The sequence below is a fragment of the Pseudomonas sp. LFS044 genome, assembly GCF_047978245.1.
Classification (GTDB): domain Bacteria; phylum Pseudomonadota; class Gammaproteobacteria; order Pseudomonadales; family Pseudomonadaceae; genus Aquipseudomonas.
Genome location: NZ_JBFPFX010000038.1, coordinates 14,146 through 33,746 on the forward strand (window position 1 = coordinate 14,146; position 19,601 = coordinate 33,746).

Below are 19,601 nucleotides of genomic sequence, written 5' to 3' on the forward strand. Positions count from 1 at the left end.
ATCCAGGCACATCACAGGAGGCGAGTGTGCTCGATCGTTTGGGAATCAGAAGCCGGGTACTGCTGCTGGCGCTGTTGCCTGCCAGCTTGATGGCTCTGGTGCTGGGCAGCTATTTCACCTGGCTGCAGCAAGACCAGTTGCGCACCCAGCTGCTGCAGCGCGGCAAGATGCTCGCCGAGCAACTGGCACCGCTGGCTGCGCCCGCACTGGCCAGGCAGACCCCTGCCCAACTGGAGCGGATTGCCGCGCAAACGCTGGAGCAGGCCGATGTGCGCGCGGTCGCCTTCCTGGCCCCCGACCGTTCCCGCCTGGCCCACGCCGGCCCCAGCATGATCAACCAACCGCCCAGTGGCGGCACCGGCACCCAGCTGCTGCAGCGCACGGGCAACGACGCCACCCGCTACCTGATGCCGGTGTTCGGCCACCACCGCGACCTGGCCACCGATGCCGTACCTGCCGAAGCCGAACGGCTGCTGGGCTGGGTCGAGATCGAACTGTCGCACGACGGCACCCTGCTGCGCGGTTACCGCAACCTGTTCACCAGCGTGCTGCTGATTCTCGCCTGCCTGCTGCTCAGCGGCCTGTTGGCGATGCGCATGAGCCGCACCATCAACGACCCGATTGCGCGCATCAAGCACGCGGTCAACCAGTTGAAGGACGGCCACCTCGAAGAACGCCTGCCGGCCATGGGCAGCCATGAACTGGACGAGCTGGCGCGCGGTATCAACCGCATGGCCGAAACCCTGCACAGCGCCCACGAAGAACTGCAGCACAGCATCGACCAGGCCACCGAGGACGTGCGCCAGAACCTTGAAACCATCGAGATCCAGAACATCGAGCTGGACATGGCGCGCAAGGAAGCCCTGGAAGCCAGCCGCATCAAGTCGGAGTTCCTGGCCAACATGAGCCATGAGATCCGCACCCCGCTCAACGGCATCCTCGGCTTCACCCACCTGCTGCAGAAAAGCGAGCTCACCCCACGCCAGCTGGATTACCTGAGCACCATCGAGAAGTCCGCCGACAACCTGCTGGGGATCATCAACGAAATTCTCGACTTTTCGAAGATCGAAGCCGGCAAGCTGGTGCTCGACAGCATCCCGTTCAACTTGCGCGACCTGGTCCAGGACACCCTCACCATCCTCGCCCCCGCCGCCCACGCCAAGCAGCTCGAACTGCTCAGCCTGATCTACCGCGATACCCCGTCATCGCTGGTCGGCGACCCGCTGCGGCTCAAGCAGATCCTCACCAACCTGGTGAGCAACGCCATCAAGTTCACCCGCGAAGGCACCATCGTCGTGCGTGCGATGCTCGAAGACGAACAGGAAGACAACGCGCAACTGCGCATCAGCGTGCAGGACACGGGGATCGGCCTGTCGCCCCAGGATGTGCGTACGCTGTTCCAGGCCTTCAGCCAGGCCGACAACTCGCTGGCGCGCCAGCCAGGCGGCACCGGCCTGGGGCTGGTGATTTCCAAGCGGCTGATCGAGCAGATGGGTGGCGAGATCGGTGTCGACAGCACCCCAGGTGAAGGCTCGCAGTTCTGGATCAGCCTGAGCCTGCCCAAGGCCCACGACGATATCGAACAGCAGCCGCCGCAACCGCTGCTGGGCCGCCGCGCGGCCATCGTCGACGGCCATGAGCTGGCCCGCCAGGCCCTTGAACACCAACTTGAGGACTGCGGCCTGAGCGTCAGCCTGTTCGCCTCCTTCGAGCAACTGCTGCAAGGCGTGCAGGCAGGCTTCCAGGCGGGCATGCCGTTCGATTTCGCCGTGCTCGGTGCCAACCTGGGCAACCTCTCGCCTGAGCAACTGGGGCAGTACCACCAGCAACTGGAGCGCTCCCACTGCCAGTGCGTGGTGCTGTGCCCGACCACCGAACAGGCGCTCTACCACCCGTTCCTGCCCAATGGCCACGGCCAGCTGTTGTCCAAACCCACCTGCACACGCAAGCTGCGCCGCCTGTTGCTGGAGTTGGTGCAGCCACGCAGGCCGCTCGTCGAGACGGCGCCAGGCCTGAGCGGCCAGCGCCAGCCGAAGATCCTCTGCGTCGACGACAACGCCGCCAACCTGCTGCTGGTACAGACCCTGCTGGAAGACCTGGGCGCCGAAGTGCTTGCGGTCGACAACGGCTATGCCGCGGTGCAGGCGGTGCAAGGTGAACCTTTCGACCTGGTGCTGATGGACGTTCAGATGCCAGGCATGGACGGCCGCGCCTGCACCGAGCAGATCCGCCTGTGGGAAAACACCCAGAGCGGCAGCCCGCTGCCGATCGTCGCCCTTACTGCCCACGCCATGGCCAATGAGAAACGCGCCCTGCTGCACAGCGGCATGGATGACTACCTGACCAAACCGATCAGCGAACGCCAATTGGCCCAGGTGGTGATGAAATGGACCGGCCTGAGCCTGGGTGCAGGGCCGTTGGAACGGCTGGAGGAACAGCAGGCGGAGGGCAAGGATCTACCCGTGCTCGACCCTGAGGAAGGCTTGCGCCTGGCCGCAGGCAAGCCGGACCTGGCGGCGGACATGCTGAGCATGTTGCTGGCGTCGCTGGCGTCGGACCGGGATGCCATTCGTGCGGCGCGGGAAGCTCAGGACCGCCAGAGGCTCATCGAACAGGTGCACCGTTTGAACGGCGCCTCGCGCTATTGCGGCGTACCGCAGTTGCGCGCCGCCTGCCAGCGCAGCGAAACCCTGCTCAAGCAGGAACACCCGCAGGCGCAGCAGGCGCTGGATGAGCTGGATGGCGCGATCAACCGACTGGCAGAGCAGGCGCGGCAGAGCGCCTGACCTCCATGGCCTCATCGCCGGCAAGCCGGCTCCCACAGGGTGATCACTGAGCTTGATAACTGCGGGGTACCTGTGGAAGCCGGCTTGCCGGCGATGAGGCCGGTGCAGATCAACATCCCTGACCGGCCAGGTGGCTACAATCCCCCAACTACCGCAAAGGAAGCCCGACCATGCGCGCACTGTTGTTCAGCAGCCAGCACTACGACCAGGAAAGCTTCACCGAGGCCGCTCAAGCCAACGCCCTGGACCTGCATTTCCAGTCCGCCCGCCTGACCCTCGACACCGCCGCCCTGGCCCAGGGCTTCGAGGTGGTCTGCGCCTTCATCAACGATGAACTCGACGCCCCGGTGCTACAGCGCCTGGCCGCCGGCGGCACACGCCTGATCGCCCTGCGCTCGGCCGGTTACAATCATGTCGACCTGGCCGCCGCCGCGCGCCTGGGCCTGGCGGTGGTGCGCGTACCCGCCTATTCGCCGCATGCCGTGGCCGAACATGCGGTGGCGCTGATACTCGCCCTCAACCGGCGCCTGCACCGGGCCTACAACCGCACCCGCGAGGGTGACTTCACCCTGCATGGCCTGACCGGCTTCGACCTGCACGGCAAGACCGTCGGCGTGGTTGGCACCGGCCAGATCGGCGCGGCCTTTGCGCGGATCATGGCGGGCTTCGGCTGCCAGCTGCTGGCCTACGACCCCTACCCCAACCCGGAATTGCTGGCCCTGGGGGCACGCTACCTGGCGCTGCCGGAACTGCTGCGCGAGGCGCGCATCATCAGCCTGCACTGCCCGCTGACCGAGCACACCAGGCACCTGATCAATGCGCAAAGCCTGGCCCAGATGCAGCCCGGCGCCATGCTGATCAACACTGGGCGCGGTGCGCTGGTCGATACCCCGGCACTGGTCGACGCGCTGAAAAGCGGCCAGCTCGGTTACCTGGGCCTGGACGTCTATGAAGAAGAAGCCCAGCTGTTCTTCGAGGACCGCTCCGACCTGCCGCTGCAAGACGACGTACTGGCGCGGCTGCTGACCTTCCCCAACGTGATCGTCACTGCGCACCAGGCGTTCCTGACCCGCGAAGCACTCGACGCCATTGCCGCCACCACGCTGGACAACATCATCCGCTGGGCGGCGGGGAATCCGCAGAATCTGGTCACAGGTTGATGCTAGGATACGCGGCATTTCTGGAGGACCCATGGTCGAGCACGATTTCCGCTACACCCTTTTCAACCCGCAACACACCCTGATCGAGTGCCGCGCCCTGGTGCCGGGCCGCTATCAGGTGACCGGCAACGGTGGTTCGATGCACAAAGGCGACGCCTTGCTGGTAACCCTCAAGGGCAGCAAGGACCTGGCCATGCGCCTGACCGTTGAAAGCGTGCGCCACCTGATCAACCCACGGGGCCAGTGGGTGGCCGTGGCCAGCGGCCCGGCGTTCAACGAGCTGGAAATCCTCAACTGGCAAGCCGAATGCGACAGCTGCGACGCGGTGCTGGACTTCGAGTTCGCGGTGGACGCCAAGCTGGGCAAGAAAGCCCGCCAGCCGGCCGCCACTGCACGCATCGCCGAGCTGGGCTGGGCCAGCCATGGCGAAAAGCACCTGTGCCCGAAATGCCAGGAGCGTGCCGCGTGAAAAACCTGCTGACCGGCGCGCTGATTGCCACCGGCCTGCTGGGCTGCGCCGCCGAACCGTCAAAGCTGCAGCAGGAGCGCAGCTATGTGCTGGAATGGATCGGCGAACGCCCGCTGATCGACTACAGCCACCTGACCCTGACCTTGGCCAGCGATGGCCGCGCCTATGGCAACGCGGGCTGCAACCATTGGTTTGCGCCCTATACGCTTGATGGCGAGCACTTGCGCTTCGGCAAGGTCGGCAAGACCCGCAAACTGTGCGCGCCAGCATTGATGGAGCAGGAAAAGCGCTTCCTGCAGGCGCTGGAGACCGTGCAGCGTTGGGATGTCTCGCCTATCGAGCAGATGCGCTTCTGGCCGGCTCAGGGCAAACCGCTGCGCTTCTGGCCTGAAGAGGGTTGAAGCCGTTGGGCTGCTTTGCAGCCCTTCGCGGGGCAAGCCCGCTCCCACAGCAATGGTGCTGAATTCGAGACCTGTGGGAGCGGGCTTGCCCCGCGAAGCTTTTCGAATCAGGCGCCTTTGAGGGCCTTGATCTTGGCCTGCAAGCCTTCCAAGGTCTGCTCACCCATCAGCTGCTCACGCACCTTGCCCTTGTCATCGATGATGTAGGTCACCGGCAACGCCTCGCTGCGCGGCAGGTCGTAACGCTCGGCCGGGTCCTGGGCCAGCACGGTAAAGCCGATGCCCAGGGTGTCTGCAGCCTGTTTCAGCTCCTGCCCCTGCAAACCATCGAAGTTCACCCCCACCACCTTGATACCGTCGGCCGCCCACTGCTTGGCCGCCGTGTTCAGTTCCGGTACCTCGGTACGGCACGGGCCGCACCATTCCGCCCAGTAGTTGAGCACCAACCAGTGCCCGTCGAGCTGCTCGGCCTTTACCGTCTTGCCGTGTTGGTCCACGCCGTAGTCGGCACCGCAACCACCGAGCAACAGGCTCGCGGTGATGGCCAGTACTGCTGCCAAACGCCTTGCCATGGGTCAATCCTTATCAAGTTTTCAAGCAAATGGGTCAGTCGCTACGGTTAGAATAGCCGCCACACCCAGCTGGATGCGACCCGACATGACTGACCTGACGCTCTATCATAACCCGCGCTGCTCGAAATCCCGCGGCGCGCTGGAACTGCTCGAAGCACGCGGCCTGGCGCCGACCATCGTGCGCTACCTCGAAACCCCGCCAGATGCGCCCACCCTCAAAGCGCTGCTCGGCAAGCTGGGTATCGCCCCACGCCAGCTTCTGCGCACTGGCGAAGACGAATACAAGGCACTCGAGCTGGCCAACCCGGCACTGACCGACGCACAACTGATCGACGCCATGGCCCACCACCCCAAACTGATCGAGCGGCCAATACTGGTTGCCGGTGACAAGGCAGTGATCGGCCGGCCACCGGAGAAGGTGCTGGAGATCCTGCCGTGAGTGCGCCCTATATCCTGGTGCTGTATTACAGCCGTCACGGCTCGACCAGCGAAATGGCCCGGCACATCGCCCGCGGCATCGAACTGGCCGGCATGGAAGCACGCCTGCGCACGGTGCCGGCGATTTCCACCGAGTGCGAAGCCGTAGCCCCGGACATCCCGGCCAGCGGCGCGCTGTATGCCACCCTCGACGACTTGCGCCACTGCGCCGGCCTGGTGTTGGGCAGCCCAACCCGTTTCGGCAACATGGCCGCGCCGCTCAAGTACTTCCTCGATGGCACCAGCAGCCTGTGGCTGGGCGGTGAACTGGTCGGCAAGCCGGCTGGGGTATTCACCTCCACCGCCAGCCTGCACGGCGGCCAGGAGACCACCCTGCTGTCGATGATGCTGCCGCTGATGCACCACGGCATGCTGGTGATGGGCCTGCCGTACAGTGAATCGGCACTGCTCGAAACCCGCGGCGGCGGCACGCCTTACGGCGCCAGCCACCATGCCGGTGCCGACGGCAAGCGTGAGCTGGACCCGCATGAAATCGCCCTGTGCCGCGCCCTTGGCCAACGCCTGGCGAGCACCGCCAAGGCCCTGGAGGGCGCGCGTGGCTAAGAAGCCCAAGGTATTGCCCGCAGTCGAATGGCTGGCACCGCGCCTGCGCCTGACTCGGGCGTTGAGCCTGGCGTTGTTCTTTGGCCTGATCGCGCTGCTGGTGGTGAACAACCTGTGGTTCGCCAACCTGCACGGGGCGAGGGTCGAGGTGATCCTGGCGATCGAGTTGATACCCCTGCTGCTGTTGCTGCCGGGCATGCTGCTGGGCAGCGCCCGGGCGCATGCCTGGACCTGCTTTGTGGTGAACATCTACTTCATAAAGGGCGTGCTGGCGGCGTTCGACCCGGCGCGCGCGGTGTTTGGCTGGGTTGAGGTGCTGGTGAGCCTGGGGTTGTTCGTCAGTGCGCTGCTGTATGTGCGCTGGAAGTTCCAGCATGAGCGGCGCATGGCGGGCGAAGGGCGTTGATGTCGGGGGGCTGCTGTGCAGCCCAATCGCCGGCAAGCCGGCTCCCACAGAGGCCGCATTGGCCCGGCAACTTCAATGGTTGACGGTATGCGCCAGCATCACAGAGAGCTGGCACAGCGGCCGCCCGCTCTCGGCATGCCACTGGTTGAACGCCTGCTGCACCAATGCCAGGTCGCGCTGGCTGGTCGGCTGCTTGTCGATCACCTTCTGGGCAATCAGCGCGGCGGCCATGTCGTCGGTGGGGATGAACGTATCCTTGCCGACCATGCGCAGGAAGCGCGGTGCAGATAACCCGCCCAGCTGGTTGCCGTGCTTGGCCAGGTATTTCCACAAGCCGACGATATCGGTCACCGGCCAATCGGCGATGAACGCGCCAAAACTGCCCTTCTCCTTGGTGATATCGAGGATCATCTGCGCATTGCGCGGTACGCTCTTGAGCTTGCCCAGGTGACGGATGATGCGCACGTCCTGCATCATCCGCTCGAGGTGCTCGGCGCCCATCAGTACGACCTTCTCCGGGTCGAACCCAAAGAACACCTGCTCGAACGCCGGCCACTTGGCGTCCACCAGGCTGTGCTTGAGCCCGGCGCGGAACACGCGCAGGGCCAAGGTCGACAGGTAGCGGTCGTCGCTGATGTCGCGCAACTGCGCGGGCGTGCGCGGCTGCGGCAAAAAGGCTTCGAGGGCCTGGGCCGAGCCGAAGCGGTTCAGGCAGTACTCATGCAACCACTGGTAATCGCGCATGGGCTCAGATGTTCAGCACGTCGAGGAAGCGCGGCGTGGCGCTTTCGTCGATTTTCAGGCTGGTGAAGTCGAACAGGTTGCGGTCGGCCAGCTGCGACGGCGCAACGTTCTGCAAGGCACGGAAGATGCTCTCGGTACGGCCCGGGTGCTTGCGCTCCCACTCCACCAGCATGTCCTTGACCACCTGGCGCTGCAGGTTTTCCTGCGAGCCGCACAGGTTGCACGGGATGATCGGGAATTCTTTCATGTCCGAGTAGGCCTGGATGTCCTTCTCGCTGCAGTAAGCCAGCGGGCGGATCACCACGTTACGGCCGTCATCGGCGCGCAGCTTGGGCGGCATGCCTTTGAGCGAGCCGTTGAAGAACATGTTCAGGAAGAACGTCTCGACGATGTCGTCGCGGTGGTGCCCCAGGGCCATCTTGGTCGCACCGATTTCGTCGGCAAAGGTGTACAGGGTGCCGCGGCGCAGGCGCGAGCACAGCGAGCAGGTGGTCTTGCCCTCGGGTACCAGCTCCTTGACCACCGAGTAGGTGTCCTTCTCGACGATGTGGTACTCGACGCCCAGCTCGTTGAGGTAGGCCGGCAGCACATGCTCGGGGAAGCCGGGCTGCTTCTGGTCCATGTTCACCGCGACGATCTCGAACTTGATCGGTGCCACCTTCTGCAGGTGCAACAGAACGTCGAGCATGGTGTAGCTGTCCTTGCCGCCAGACAGGCAGACCATGACCTTGTCGCCATCCTCGATCATGTTGAAGTCGGTGATGGCTTCGCCGGCGAGACGACGCAGGCGTTTTTGCAGTTTGTTCTGGTTGACCGAGAGGGTGCCCATAGCGCTTGGATCCGCGAGGTGTGACAAAAGCCGGCTATTTTACGCACAAACCACGCGCGGCTGTAGGGATTCCGATAAAGACTTCAAGGGAATCAGCAGCCGGCGTGACAGCGCGATTTGCTCTAAAAAGCGCGGTTTGTGCCGGTAACCGCTTCCTATACTGCGACATAAGGCCACATTACCGCTTTGCTTCGGTGTCCTGGCCTCGGGCCGCTTGCGCTCCATGTGGGGGGCGATTGGCAACACTGAGAGGAGTGACCGGCATGATTCATCACGTTGTGGGGCTGTTTACCCATCCCGACCAGGAATGGCGGGAAATTCGTGGAGAAGAAGAAAGCATCAGCCACATGTACCTGACACACACGCTGATCCTGGCGGCGATCCCCGCCATTTCGGCATTCATCGGCACCACCCAGGTGGGCTGGGTGATTGGTGGCCGCCCGGCGGTCATGCTCACCATGGAAAGCGCCATATGGATGAGCATCATGTCCTACCTGGCGATGCTCGCCGGGGTGGCGGTGATGGGCGCGTTCATTCACTGGATGGCCCGCACCTACGACGCCAACCCGTCCATGGCGCAATGCATCGCCTTTGCCACGTACACCGCAACCCCGCTGTTCCTCGGCGGCCTGGCAGCGCTCTACCCGCACCTGTGGCTGGGCATGCTGGTGGGCACCGCGGCCATTTGCTACACCGTGTACCTGCTGTATGTCGGCCTGCCGACGTTCATGAACATACCGTCCGATGAAGGTTTCCTGTTCTCCAGCTCGGTGCTGGCAGTGGGCCTGGTCGTGCTGGTAGCGATCATGGCTGCCACCGTGATCATCTGGGGACTGGGCGTGGGGCCCGTCTACACCAACTAACGTGTGAACACATAGAAATCCAACACTGGGGCATCAAACCAGAGGCCGCCGCAAGGCGGCTTCTGGCTGTGTGCAGACCGGCGGTCTCGGCAGGCCGCGAATGCTTGCGGCATAATGCCCGGTCAGGAGAATTACCCCGCCATGCCCGAGCTGCTCAAACAACGCGTCGAAACCTGTTACCAGCAAGCTGAAACCTTTTTCAAACGCCCCTTCCCGCGCCCGGAAGTCAGCTTCAAGCTGCGCGGCCAGAAGGCGGGCGTCGCCCACCTGCACGAGAACCTGCTGCGCTTCAACCTGCAGCTGTACCGCGAAAACCAGGACGACTTCCTGCGCCAGACGGTGGCGCATGAAGTGGCACACCTGGTGGCCCACCAACTGTTTGGCGACCGCATCCAGGCGCATGGCGAGGAATGGCAGCTGATCATGCGCGGGGTGTATGAACTGCCGCCCAATCGTTGCCACAACTATGAAGTGCGCCGGCGTGTAGCGACCCGCTATATCTATCGCTGCCCTTGCCCGCAGAGTGACTTTCCGTTCACTGCACAGCGGCACAAGCTGGTGCACCAGGGGCGGCGGTACTTATGTCGGCGGTGTCGGGAGATTCTGGTGTACAGCGGTGAGACTCGGGTTGAATGATCCGGCCTCTTCGCGGGGCAAGCCCGCTCCCACAGGTCGGGCGCTGCAGCGAATTGTGTGGGAGCGGGCTTGCCCCGCGAACAGGCTGGTACTGACACAAAAAAGGCGACCCGAGGGTCGCCTTTCTCATGACTGCATCACACTCAACGAACCGGGACTTCAGCAACACCCAGGTCATCGGTTGGGGTGGTCAGTTCGAGTGGCGCGCCACCCGAAGCCAGCTCCGATGCCAGCTTGTCGTCGTCCATCTCCTTCACCCACTTGGCCACCACCACGGTAGCCACGGCGTTGCCGATCAGGTTGGTCAAGGCGCGGGCTTCGGACATGAAGCGGTCGATACCGAGGATCAGCGCCAGGCCGGCAACCGGCAGGTGGCCGACCGCCGACAGGGTCGCGGCCAGCACGATGAAGCCCGAACCGGTAACACCGGCAGCACCTTTGGACGCGACCAGCAGCACCAGCAGCAGGGTGATCTGGTGGGTGATGTCCATGGTGGTGTCGGTGGCCTGGGCGATGAACACCGCAGCCATGGTCAGGTAGATCGAGGTGCCGTCCAGGTTGAACGAGTAACCGGTCGGGATCACCAGGCCCACCACCGACTTCTTGGCACCCAGGCGCTCCATCTTGGCCAGCATGCGTGGCAGGGCCGACTCCGAGGACGAGGTACCCAGCACGATCAGCAGCTCTTCACGGATGTAGCGGATCAGCTTGAGGACGCTGAAGCCGTGGGCCCGGCAGATGCCGCCCAGTACCACCAGCACGAACAGCAGGCAGGTGACGTAGAAGCAGGCCATCAGGTAGCCCAGCTGCACCAGCGAGCCAACACCGTACTGGCCGATGGTGAAGGCCATGGCGCCGAAGGCACCGATCGGGGCCAGCTTCATGATCATGTTGATGATGTTGAACATGACATGGGCGAAGCGGTCGATCAGATCCAGCAGTGGCTTGCCGTAGCTGCCCAGGCGGTGCAAGGCGAAGCCGAAGATCACCGAGAACATCAGCACTTGCAGGATGTCGCCGTTGGCGAACGCACCTACCACGGTGTTGGGGATGATGTTCAGCAGGAAGCCGACGGTGGTCTGCTGCGCGCCGGCGGCGGCGTAGGCGGCCACACTGCTGGCGTTCAGCGTGGTGACGTCGATGTGCATGCCAGCGCCCGGCTTGACCACGTTGACGACCACAAGGCCGATGATCAGGGCGATGGTGGAGACGATTTCGAAGTACAGGAGCGCGTAGCCGCCGGTCTTGCCGACCGACTTCATGCTCTGCATGCCGGCGATGCCGCTGACCACGGTGCAGAAGATGATGGGCGCGATGACCATCTTGATCAGTTTGACGAAGCCGTCACCCAAGGGTTTGAGGGCAACACCGGTTTCTGGATAGAAGTGGCCGAGCAGAATGCCGATGGTGATGGCAACGATCACCTGGACATACAGGGATTTGTACAGCGGCTGACGTGTCGTCATGGCTAATTTTCCTCAAGTGTGCCGGCTTCACCCTTCCCAGGGTGTCGGGGCACCTGAATCGCTAACCCTCCTGCACCCGGAGGGATTTGTCGTTGTGTTCGAGCTGCCTGGGCAGGCCTCTGCCAACTCAGATAGCAAGGGCAATGCCAAAATGCCCACGAAGGGTGCAAAGGCCACATTTGCAAGGGGTAAATGCCCAACGACAGGGCGAATCAGCTGATGAAAGATGGCGGATTTCCGCCCGGTGGCGGGATTTGTACAGGGGGCATGGCGGGAATCCGCCCAAACCTATGCATCAGTCGAGATGGAAAGTGATGCGGAAAGCCGCCCCGCCCAATGGCGAATCATCCAGGCTCAGCTCGGCGTCGTAGCTGTCGATGATGTCTTTGACCACCGCCAGGCCGATACCCTGGCCCGGGTGCTGACGGTCCAGCCGCTCGCCGCGCTCCAGAATCCGCTGGCGCTGGTCAGGCGGCACGCCAGGGCCGTCGTCTTCGACGCATACCGTCAGTTGCCCGAGGGATTCTGTCAGGCTGACTCGAATGTGGCCAAGGCTTAGCCGGTAGGCGTTTTCCAGCAGGTTGCCGAGCAATTCCAGCAGGGCGCCCTGCTCCATCGGCACTTGCGCCTGGGCGGGCACCTCCAGCTGCACTTCGACGCGCTTGTCGCGGTAGACCTTGGCCAGGGTGCTGCACAGGCTCTCCAGCACCGGGCGCAGCTGCACACTGTGGCGCACCAGGCCGCTCTTGCGCAGGCTGGCGCGTTGCAGCTGGTAGTCGATTTGCTGGCTCATGCGCTCGATCTGGCTCTGCAGCACCCACGCCTGCTCGCGCTCGCTATCGCGCTGCTGCATGCTCTCGCCCACGCCCTGCAGCACCGTCAGCGGGGTTTTGAGGCTATGCGCCAGGTCGCCCAGTGAATCGCGGTAGCGCTGGCGCTGTTCCCGCTCGCTGCGCAGCAAGCGGTTGAGCGAACCGGTCAGGCGCAGCAGTTCACGCGGGTGTTCGGTGCTGAGCCCGTCGCGCGCGCCGGCTTCCACTTCGTCCAGCTCGCGGCTCAACCGCCGCAACGAGCGCAGCCCCCAGGTCAAGCCGGCCCAAAGCAATATGAGCAACGCCAGCAAGGCAGCGCCAAAGCCGAGGTAGAGTTTTTCGCGCAAGCCACTGAGGGTCTGCTTGTACTCGAGCACCGGCAGCAAGGCGACGATGCTATAAGCGGCGCTCTGGCCACCGAGCAGCTTGATCTCGACGTCGTAAACGAAGAATTCTTCGCCGTCATCCTGATGCATGCGCGCGAATTCGTTGCCGCGCCCGTCATAGCGCGGCTGGTAATTGATGTGCTGGTCGGCGGTGGCGCGTGAGCGCCAGACCAGCTTGCCGTCGCGGTCGAATATATAGCCGAGCAGGCCGGTGTACGGCAGGTTGTAACGCTCGTCCGGCAGCAGCTCAGGCATCTTCAGCTGGCCATGCTCGATGCGTGCGGCGGAAATCAGCGTGGTCACGTCCGAAGCCAGGCGTTGTTCTATCGCCTCCTGCAGGGCCAGGCTGAAGGCCTTCTGCAAGGCGGGCAGCAGCGCCAGCATGAACAGCACCGCCAGCACCGCAGCCGCGAGCATCAGGCGCACCCGCAGCGAACGGATCATCGGCAGCGCTCGGTGAACAGGTAGCCCAGGCCGCGCACCGTGTCGATCGGCTTGAAGCCTTGCTCGCCCTCGAGCTTGCGCCGCAGGCGGCCGACCAACACCTCGATGACATTGGGGTCACGCTCCTCGTCGCCGGGGTACAACTGCTCCATCAGGCGTTCCTTGGCCACCACCTGCTGGTGATGACGCATAAGGTATTCGAGGATGCGGTACTCGTACGCGGTGAGCGCCAGCGGCTGCTGGTCGAGGGTTGCCTGTTTGCGGTTGAGGTCCAGGGCCAGGGGGCCTGCGGCGATGGTCGACTGGGTAAAACCGCTGGAACGGCGCAGCAGGGCATTGAGGCGCGCTTCGAGTTCTTCGAACTGGAAGGGCTTGACCAGGTAATCGTCGGCACCGGCGGCCAGGCCTTCGACCTTGTCCTGCCAGTTGCCGCGGGCGGTGAGGATGAGAATGGGGAAGGTCTTGCCGTGGCTGCGCAGGCGGCCGATCAGCTCCAGGCCGCTCATGCCGGGTAGGCCCAGGTCGATCACGGCCAGGTCGAAGTGGAATTGCTCGGCTTGATACAACGCTTCTTCGGCATCGCCCACGGCTTCGACCACATGGCCGCTTTCGCCCAGGCGTGTGTAGAGGTGGTGCCTTAACAGGGCTTCGTCCTCGACCACCAGCAGTTTCATCGGGTTCTCCTTTTCAAGGGTCAGTGTGGGCCTTATCGCGGGCAAGCCCGCAGCTATAGAAACGCGCTTGCCCGCGATAAGGCCCACACAGAATACCGCGCCCCTCAGAACTTGTAGTTCGCCGACAGGTAGGTCTGCGCGCTGCTGGTCAGGCGCAGGGTACCGTCTTTCGGCCCACCGCTCTCACCCACTTCGGTTGCCGCATTGGTGCGCAGATAACGGTAGCCCAGCTCGACCGAGGCTTTGTCGGTAATCTCCTGGATCACACCGGCCTGCAGGCCGACAGCGTAGCCATAATCGGTATCACGGCTGGCGCCGGGGGAATCCTGGGTCAGCTTGGTCATGCCCAGGCTGCCGCCACCGAACAGCTTGGTGGTATCGCCCACGGGCAGGAACACATCGTAGCTGCCCAGCAGGTTTTCCTGGCGCAGCTTGAGGCCGCTGTGGTCACCCGAAACGTTGTCGTAGGTCATGTAGTAGCGACCCTGTTCATTGATTTTGCCCAGGCGCACGCCCCAGGTATCGTCTTTGCCGATGATGCCGTCGGCATTCAGGTTATCGGTATTGCGCTGCAGCAGGCCGGACTTGCGGACCTTGTCGCTGGTCTGGCCGTACGTGAGGCTGGCGAAGTTGTCGTCGGCGGCCTGGGCGGTAGTCATGCCAGCGGCGCAGACGGCCATGGCGGCAAGCAGGGTGTTGAAGGTTTTCATGGTGTGTTACTCCAGTTGAATGCGCTGTTTCGGTCTGGAAGCTAGAGTAAGCAGGACGCCCTGAACCGCGGCTGAACCCTGGCTGAACCTCGGCTGAACGAACCGTTTGCAAAACAAGGAGTAGTGAACATGCGTGCCCTGCTGGCTTTGACCCTGATGTGCAGCGCCGCTCTTGCCCAGGCGGCAGTAGTGACCCGTGAGATCCCCTACCAGGACGAGGAAGGCAAGCGCTTTGTCGGCTACTACGCCTATGACGATGCGCTGGACGACAAACGCCCGGGCATCGTCGTGGTGCATGAATGGTGGGGGCTGAATGACTATGCCAAGCGCCGTGCGCGTGACCTTGCGGCGCTGGGCTACAAGGCCCTGGCCATCGACATGTACGGCGATGGCAAGCACACCGAGCATCCTCAGGATGCCCAGGCCTTCATGGCCGAAGCGATGAAGGACCCGGCCGCAGCGGCCGCGCGCTTCGATGCTGGCCTTGAGCTGCTGAAGAAGCAGCCAAACGTCAACAAGCACAAACTGGGCGCGGTGGGTTACTGCTTCGGCGGCAAGGTGGTGCTCGACGCGGCACGGCGCGGCGAAAAACTGGACGGTGTGGTGAGCTTCCATGGCGCCCTGGCCACCCAGACGCCGGCCAAGCCTGGCGTGGTCCGGGCCGACATCCTGGTCGAGCACGGCGCAGCCGACAGCATGGTCACTGAGGAGCAGGTGGCGGCGTTCAAGGCGGAGATGGATGCGGCCAAGGTGAAGTACGAGTTTGTCAGCATTCCCGAGGCCAAGCATGGCTTCACCAACCCGGATGCCGACCGCTTGAGCCATGGCGAGCATGGCGGGCCGGACATTGGCTACAACAAGGCCGCAGACCAAAGTTCGTGGGCGGATATGCAGGCGTTCTTCAAGCAGGTGTTCAAGTAAAGATCACCAGGGCCGCTTTGCGGCCCATCGCCGGCAAGCCGGCTCCTACATTTATTGTCAAAGCCTTCTGATTGCTGCGCCGTATCTGTAGGCGCCGGCTCGCCGGCGATGGGCTGCGCAGCAGCCCCATCTCCCACACAGCCACAACGGCTGGCACAATACCGGGCATGAACAGACTGCCTTCCTGCTGTGCCCCACTCCAGCACCACTGGCCCCTGCCCCGCCCGCTGCCCGGTGCGGTGCTGGTCAGCTGCGCCTTTGACCCCAGCCACCTGGCCGCCGACGACTTCCAGCGTGCCGGCATCGTCCCCAGCGCCAGCCTGCAACGCTCGGTGGCCAAGCGCCAGGCCGAGTACCTGGCCGGGCGCGTCTGCGCACGCGCCGCCTTGCAGCGCCTGGATGGCCGTGACTACGTGCCGGGCACCCATGAGGACCGCTCGCCGATCTGGCCCGCCGGCATCCACGGCTCGATCACCCACGGCAAAGGCTGGGCTGCCGCCGTGGTCGCCGCCGATGGCAGCGCGCGCGGCCTGGGCCTGGACCAGGAAACGCTGCTCGACGACGAACGGGCCGAGCGCCTGATGGGCGAAATCCTCACCCCCGCCGAGTTGACACGCCTGGACCGCAGCCAACTGGGCTTGACGGTGACCCTGACGTTCTCGCTCAAGGAAAGCCTGTTCAAGGCCCTCTACCCCCTGACCCGCCAGCGCTTCTACTTCGAGCACGCCGAAGTGCTGCAGTGGTCCGCCGATGGCCTGGCACGCCTGAGGCTACTTACCGACCTGTCGGCCGAATGGCACCACGGCGTCGAGCTGGAAGGCCAGTTCTGCGTGCAGGACGGCCACCTGCTCAGCCTGGTCAGCGTATAGCGCTTACAGTGGCGCCTGCTCGCGTGGCCAGTTCAGGCTGAAGCAGGCACCGCCCAGGGCATCGCTGCGGCCCACCGTGGCCCGGCCAGCGTGCCAGTAGATGATCCGCCGCACGATCGACAACCCCAGGCCATGCCCGCCCGAAGCCCGCGTTCGGCTGTCGTCCAACCGGGTGAAGGGGGTGAAGATGCGGTCCCAGTAACCCTCCGGGATGCCCGGCCCGTCATCTTCGACATCGATGCGGCAGCGCTGCTGGCCCAACTGGTAGCTCAGGCGCACCTCGGAACCGGCATGGCGCAGTGCATTGCCGACCAGGTTCTGCAAGGCACGGTGCAGGTAGCGCGGCTCCGCCTCGACCCAGGCGCTTTCACCGTCCTGCAGGTGGCACTCACCGCGCACCAGCCTGACGTCTGCGTTCAGCGGCGCCAGCTCCTCGATCACCCGGCCCAGCAAGGCGTCCAGGTCGATGCGCTGGAACTTCAGCGCAGGCGCGCCCTGCTCCAGGCGGGCATAGGTCAGCATCTCGTCCACCAGCTTGTCCAGGTCCTGGATATCGCCGTCCATGCCAGCCAGGTGCTTCGCACGAGCCTGCTCGGTGGGCGCACTTTCGATCATCTCCAGGCCAAACCGCAAACGCGCCACCGGCGTGCGCAGCTCATGGGACACCGCCCGCACCAGTTCGCGCTGCATGTTCAGCGAGCGCTGCAGGTGTTCGGCCATGCCGTTGAACGCTGCTGCCAGCCGCCCCACCGAATCGGCATCACCCGCTGGCACACGGGTTTCCAGGCTGCCCTGGGCGATGCGCGTGGCGGCGATTTCCAGCCCCGACACGCGGCGTTCCAACTGGCGCACCAGCAGGTACACCACCAGGCCGATCAGGCACAGGCCAAGGAAAGCGATCAGCACCAGCAATTGCGGTGGATACGGGTTGAGCTGGTACAGCGGGCCGATCTCCAGTACCCAGGGTGAACCCGGCACGCCGGCGAACACGCGGATCGAATCGCCATCCTTGCCCAGTGCCATGACCGTGTCGCCCTCTTCTACCCGGCGCCGCTGGTCATCGTCCAGGCCAACCCGCTCCAGGCGCTGCAAGGCGACGCCGAAACCAAAACCCTTGCTCTGTTTCAACTGTTCAAGGCGTTGCTGCTGCTCGGTTACCGGGTAGCGCACCAGTTCATCGGTAAGCAAATAGAGGGTGGCACGCGCCAGCTGTTCGCTGACCTGCTTGACCTCGGCGACCAGCAGCACATCCTCCTGGCCGACCTTGCGCAGCACCTGCGCGGCGTGCGGCCCGGTCTTTTCCACCACCACAAGCCCCCGGTACAGACGCGCGCGCTGGCCGCCGTCGAGGGTTCGCGCCGACATGGGCTGCAAGTCCAGCGGTACGCCGAGCAAGCGCTCCCACATCAGCAACGAGCGTTTGCGTTCGGTTTCGTTCTGCTGGGCGAGGTTGTCGGCCATCAGGCTGAACGTGCCCTGCGCCAGGCGCTCGCGGTGCTGGGCGGCGCGCACCTCGTTGACCAGGTGCAGGCTGAGCACGCCGAGCAGGGCCACCAGTACCAGCACCGCGAGCATGCCGCCGTAGATGCGCAGGAAGATCGAGTTGTTCATGGTGCATCGCCCACGAACAGGTAGCCTTTGCTGCGCAGGGTCTTGATCAGCCGTGGGTGGATCGGGTCGTCACCGATCTTGGGGCGGATCTTGGAGATACGCACATCGATAGAGCGGTCCTGGCCGTCATAGCCAACCCCACGCAAGGCGGTGAATATCTGCTCGCGCGACAGCACCCGCCCGGCATTGCTGGCCAGCAGCCAGAGCAGGTCGAACTCGGCGCCGGTCAGCTCGATCAGCTGTTCACCGAGCCTGGCTTCGCGCAGGCGGTTGTCGATGCGTAGCGCACCGAACGCCAGGTCCTGGCGTTTGTGATCTGCCGGTTCGCTGCGCCGCAGCAGGGCCTGGATGCGCGCCAGCAACAGGCGTGGGCGCACCGGTTTGCACACGTAATCGTCGGCACCCAGGTCCAGGCCCTGCACCTGGTCGAGTTCGTCGCTGCGGGCGGTGAGCATGAGGATCGGCCCGGGGTATTGGCCCCGCACGCGGCGGCAGATGCTCAGGCCATCCTCGCCGGGCAGCATCAGGTCGAGGACCACAAGGTCCGGCTGGCTGTCGACGATGCGCCGCGCAGCGCGGGCGCCATCGCCTTCCACCGCCACCTCGAAGCCGTTGGCCTGCAGGTATTCGGCTGTGAGTTCGGCGAGGCGCTGGTCGTCTTCGACGATGAGGATGCGGGGGGTGGGTTGATGGTCCATGGCGTTTTGCCTTTTATTGTTGTGTCTTGATGCAGTTCGAGTCGCTTCGAGGTGCTTGTCGATAGGGTGTCGGCGTTCTCAAGATCGAGCGCCGCCCGTGCGGCGCTTCGCCAAGCGCTTGCCTCGGAATCTTCAGCGCCCTTGAGATCGAGCGCCGCCCGCGCGGCGCTTCGCGGGGCGCTTGCCTTGAAATCTTCTGCGCCCTTGAGATCGAGCGCCGCCCGCGCGGCGCTTCGCGGGGCAAGCCCGCTCCCACATTTGTTGCAACGTGCCATGGCCTGATAGGCCATAGTTGTTAGCCTTGGTGGCTCGACGAGGCTTTTCGGCTGGCACTGCGGCCGCCTCACCTGTCTTCAGTCATGCGCCAAGGCGAACAACCATGGCCTGACTGGAATGGCACGTTGCAACAAATGTGGGAGCGGGCTTGCCCCGCGAAGCGCCGCGCGGGCGGCGCTCGATCTCAAGGACGCTAAAGATCCCAAGGCAAGCGCTTCGCGAAGCGCCGCGCGGGCGGCGCTCGATCTTGAGAACGCCGACACTCTATCGACAAGCACCCTTCACTCTCCCAGATACTACGTCCCCCCCCAGCCACTGCCAACCTGCCCCAAAACACCTCCGACTGAACCGTTTTTTGTGCTAGGGTTCGCGCCCTGAAAATTCTGCCGTGCTGCAGCGAGCCCGAAAAAAATACTGCAAACCACTTGGCACAAGGCCTACAGCGAATACCCACTATTCATTCACAAAGTACACACACGTTATCCACAGGCGCTCGCCTTGCAAACCCCCCGATACCGCATTATCTTGTATCTCCAGCGCAGCGAACCACTAGATGTTGGGTTTCGTGCAAAAATCACAAACACAAGTCAGCAGTCGAATTCAAGCAATTTTTCTGGCTGAACTTCAGGTGATTTCAGCAGCCAAACCGCTCCTGCGGAGGCGACCGAGGCAAGCCCTCTGGGCATTGTTCGGGTATGAGTGTTGCAGGCAACGCCTGGTACTCATCAGCACCGGTTTTCGGGCTTTGGCCCAGAACCTTTGACTTCGGCCAGGGAGCGGCAAGCTATTGCCCCTTATTCCTGAGTCTGTCCCGAAGTCGGTACGCC

General features: G+C 64.0%; 20 protein-coding genes. 11 read left to right on the forward strand and 9 right to left on the reverse strand.

Features of this window, described 5'->3' with window-relative positions; genetic code table 11:
* The first annotated feature begins 26 nt into the window (after positions 1 to 26).
* From ACNQPL_RS24350 to ACNQPL_RS24365, 4 genes are all read left to right on the forward strand, one after another.
* On the forward strand, positions 27 to 2,786 hold the full coding sequence (locus ACNQPL_RS24350) for a response regulator (protein ID WP_416468110.1): 2,760 nt from the start codon (positions 27 to 29) through the stop codon (positions 2,784 to 2,786).
* A 170-nt stretch (positions 2,787 to 2,956) separates the two neighbouring features.
* On the forward strand, positions 2,957 to 3,946 hold the full coding sequence (locus ACNQPL_RS24355; RefSeq protein ID WP_416468111.1) for a 2-hydroxyacid dehydrogenase: 990 nt from the start codon (positions 2,957 to 2,959) through the stop codon (positions 3,944 to 3,946).
* A 31-nt stretch (positions 3,947 to 3,977) separates the two neighbouring features.
* Positions 3,978 to 4,415 carry a hypothetical protein gene (locus ACNQPL_RS24360; protein WP_416468112.1) on the forward strand — a complete coding sequence of 146 codons (438 nt, stop codon included), beginning with the start codon at positions 3,978 to 3,980 and terminating at the stop codon, positions 4,413 to 4,415.
* The gene (locus ACNQPL_RS24365; RefSeq protein WP_416468113.1) at positions 4,412 to 4,816 is read left to right on the forward strand and encodes an META domain-containing protein; all 405 of its coding nucleotides are present in this window, start codon (positions 4,412 to 4,414) and stop codon (positions 4,814 to 4,816) included. Before ACNQPL_RS24360 ends, ACNQPL_RS24365 begins: the two co-directional genes overlap by 4 nt.
* Before the next feature lie 107 nt (positions 4,817 to 4,923).
* Here the strand turns inward: ACNQPL_RS24365 and ACNQPL_RS24370 are convergent, their stop codons facing one another.
* Positions 4,924 to 5,388, reverse strand: coding sequence for a TlpA disulfide reductase family protein (locus ACNQPL_RS24370; protein ID WP_416468114.1), 465 nt, complete (start codon positions 5,386 to 5,388; stop codon positions 4,924 to 4,926).
* 85 nt (positions 5,389 to 5,473) lie between these two features.
* Between ACNQPL_RS24370 and arsC the strand changes: the two genes are divergently transcribed.
* From arsC to ACNQPL_RS24385, 3 genes are read left to right on the forward strand one after another with little or no spacing between them, the layout of a single operon-like run.
* Complete coding sequence (arsC, locus tag ACNQPL_RS24375) at positions 5,474 to 5,827, forward strand: arsenate reductase (glutaredoxin) (protein ID WP_346616108.1); 354 nt, start codon at positions 5,474 to 5,476, stop codon at positions 5,825 to 5,827.
* Positions 5,824 to 6,429, forward strand: a complete 606-nt coding sequence (gene wrbA, locus ACNQPL_RS24380) for an NAD(P)H:quinone oxidoreductase (protein WP_416468115.1) — start codon at positions 5,824 to 5,826, stop codon at positions 6,427 to 6,429. Before arsC ends, wrbA begins: the two co-directional genes overlap by 4 nt.
* On the forward strand, positions 6,422 to 6,835 hold the full coding sequence (locus ACNQPL_RS24385; RefSeq protein ID WP_387532713.1) for a DUF2069 domain-containing protein: 414 nt from the start codon (positions 6,422 to 6,424) through the stop codon (positions 6,833 to 6,835). The genes wrbA and ACNQPL_RS24385 overlap by 8 nt, the downstream gene beginning before the upstream one ends.
* Before the next feature lie 72 nt (positions 6,836 to 6,907).
* Here ACNQPL_RS24385 and ACNQPL_RS24390 read toward each other — a convergent pair whose 3' ends face one another.
* Both ACNQPL_RS24390 and ttcA read right to left on the reverse strand, forming a co-directional pair.
* Positions 6,908 to 7,579 (reverse strand): DNA-3-methyladenine glycosylase I, encoded by a 672-nt coding sequence (locus ACNQPL_RS24390; RefSeq protein WP_387532716.1) that lies wholly within the window; start codon positions 7,577 to 7,579, stop codon positions 6,908 to 6,910.
* 4 nt (positions 7,580 to 7,583) lie between these two features.
* Positions 7,584 to 8,408 (reverse strand): tRNA 2-thiocytidine(32) synthetase TtcA, encoded by an 825-nt coding sequence (ttcA, locus tag ACNQPL_RS24395; RefSeq protein ID WP_416468116.1) that lies wholly within the window; start codon positions 8,406 to 8,408, stop codon positions 7,584 to 7,586.
* A gap of 263 nt (positions 8,409 to 8,671) precedes the next feature.
* Here ttcA and ACNQPL_RS24400 point away from each other — a divergent pair, with 263 nt between their 5' ends.
* Both ACNQPL_RS24400 and ACNQPL_RS24405 read left to right on the forward strand, forming a co-directional pair.
* A complete protein-coding gene (locus tag ACNQPL_RS24400; protein WP_027918066.1) occupies positions 8,672 to 9,271 on the forward strand; it encodes a Yip1 family protein in 600 nt (199 codons plus the stop codon).
* Between the two features lie 141 nt (positions 9,272 to 9,412).
* Positions 9,413 to 9,907 (forward strand): SprT family zinc-dependent metalloprotease, encoded by a 495-nt coding sequence (locus ACNQPL_RS24405; RefSeq protein WP_416468117.1) that lies wholly within the window; start codon positions 9,413 to 9,415, stop codon positions 9,905 to 9,907.
* 143 nt (positions 9,908 to 10,050) lie between these two features.
* On the opposite strand, the gene ACNQPL_RS24410 is transcribed toward ACNQPL_RS24405, so the two are convergent.
* The 4 genes from ACNQPL_RS24410 to ACNQPL_RS24425 all read right to left on the reverse strand — a co-directional run bounded on the left by ACNQPL_RS24410 (position 10,051) and on the right by ACNQPL_RS24425 (position 14,399).
* Positions 10,051 to 11,373 (reverse strand): dicarboxylate/amino acid:cation symporter, encoded by a 1,323-nt coding sequence (locus tag ACNQPL_RS24410; RefSeq protein WP_416468118.1) that lies wholly within the window; start codon positions 11,371 to 11,373, stop codon positions 10,051 to 10,053.
* Between the two features lie 295 nt (positions 11,374 to 11,668).
* Positions 11,669 to 13,015, reverse strand: coding sequence for an ATP-binding protein (locus tag ACNQPL_RS24415; protein WP_416468119.1), 1,347 nt, complete (start codon positions 13,013 to 13,015; stop codon positions 11,669 to 11,671).
* Positions 13,012 to 13,689: a response regulator gene (locus ACNQPL_RS24420; RefSeq protein WP_346616116.1), complete on the reverse strand. Its 678-nt coding sequence runs from the start codon at positions 13,687 to 13,689 to the stop codon at positions 13,012 to 13,014. The genes ACNQPL_RS24415 and ACNQPL_RS24420 overlap by 4 nt, the downstream gene beginning before the upstream one ends.
* Positions 13,690 to 13,793: 104 nt before the next feature.
* Positions 13,794 to 14,399: an outer membrane beta-barrel protein gene (locus tag ACNQPL_RS24425; RefSeq protein ID WP_346616117.1), complete on the reverse strand. Its 606-nt coding sequence runs from the start codon at positions 14,397 to 14,399 to the stop codon at positions 13,794 to 13,796.
* A gap of 129 nt (positions 14,400 to 14,528) precedes the next feature.
* Between ACNQPL_RS24425 and ACNQPL_RS24430 the strand changes: the two genes are divergently transcribed.
* Complete coding sequence (locus ACNQPL_RS24430; RefSeq protein WP_387532737.1) at positions 14,529 to 15,320, forward strand: dienelactone hydrolase family protein; 792 nt, start codon at positions 14,529 to 14,531, stop codon at positions 15,318 to 15,320.
* Between the two features lie 167 nt (positions 15,321 to 15,487).
* Entirely contained in the window at positions 15,488 to 16,189 is a 702-nt protein-coding gene (locus tag ACNQPL_RS24435) for a 4'-phosphopantetheinyl transferase family protein (RefSeq protein WP_416468120.1), read from the forward strand.
* 3 nt (positions 16,190 to 16,192) lie between these two features.
* Here the strand turns inward: ACNQPL_RS24435 and ACNQPL_RS24440 are convergent, their stop codons facing one another.
* Together ACNQPL_RS24440 and ACNQPL_RS24445 are read right to left on the reverse strand one after the other, a co-directional pair.
* Entirely contained in the window at positions 16,193 to 17,800 is a 1,608-nt protein-coding gene (locus ACNQPL_RS24440; protein WP_416468121.1) for an ATP-binding protein, read from the reverse strand.
* Complete coding sequence (locus tag ACNQPL_RS24445; RefSeq protein WP_346616121.1) at positions 17,797 to 18,498, reverse strand: response regulator transcription factor; 702 nt, start codon at positions 18,496 to 18,498, stop codon at positions 17,797 to 17,799. Before ACNQPL_RS24445 ends, ACNQPL_RS24440 begins: the two co-directional genes overlap by 4 nt.
* Positions 18,499 to 19,601 lie beyond the last annotated feature (1,103 nt).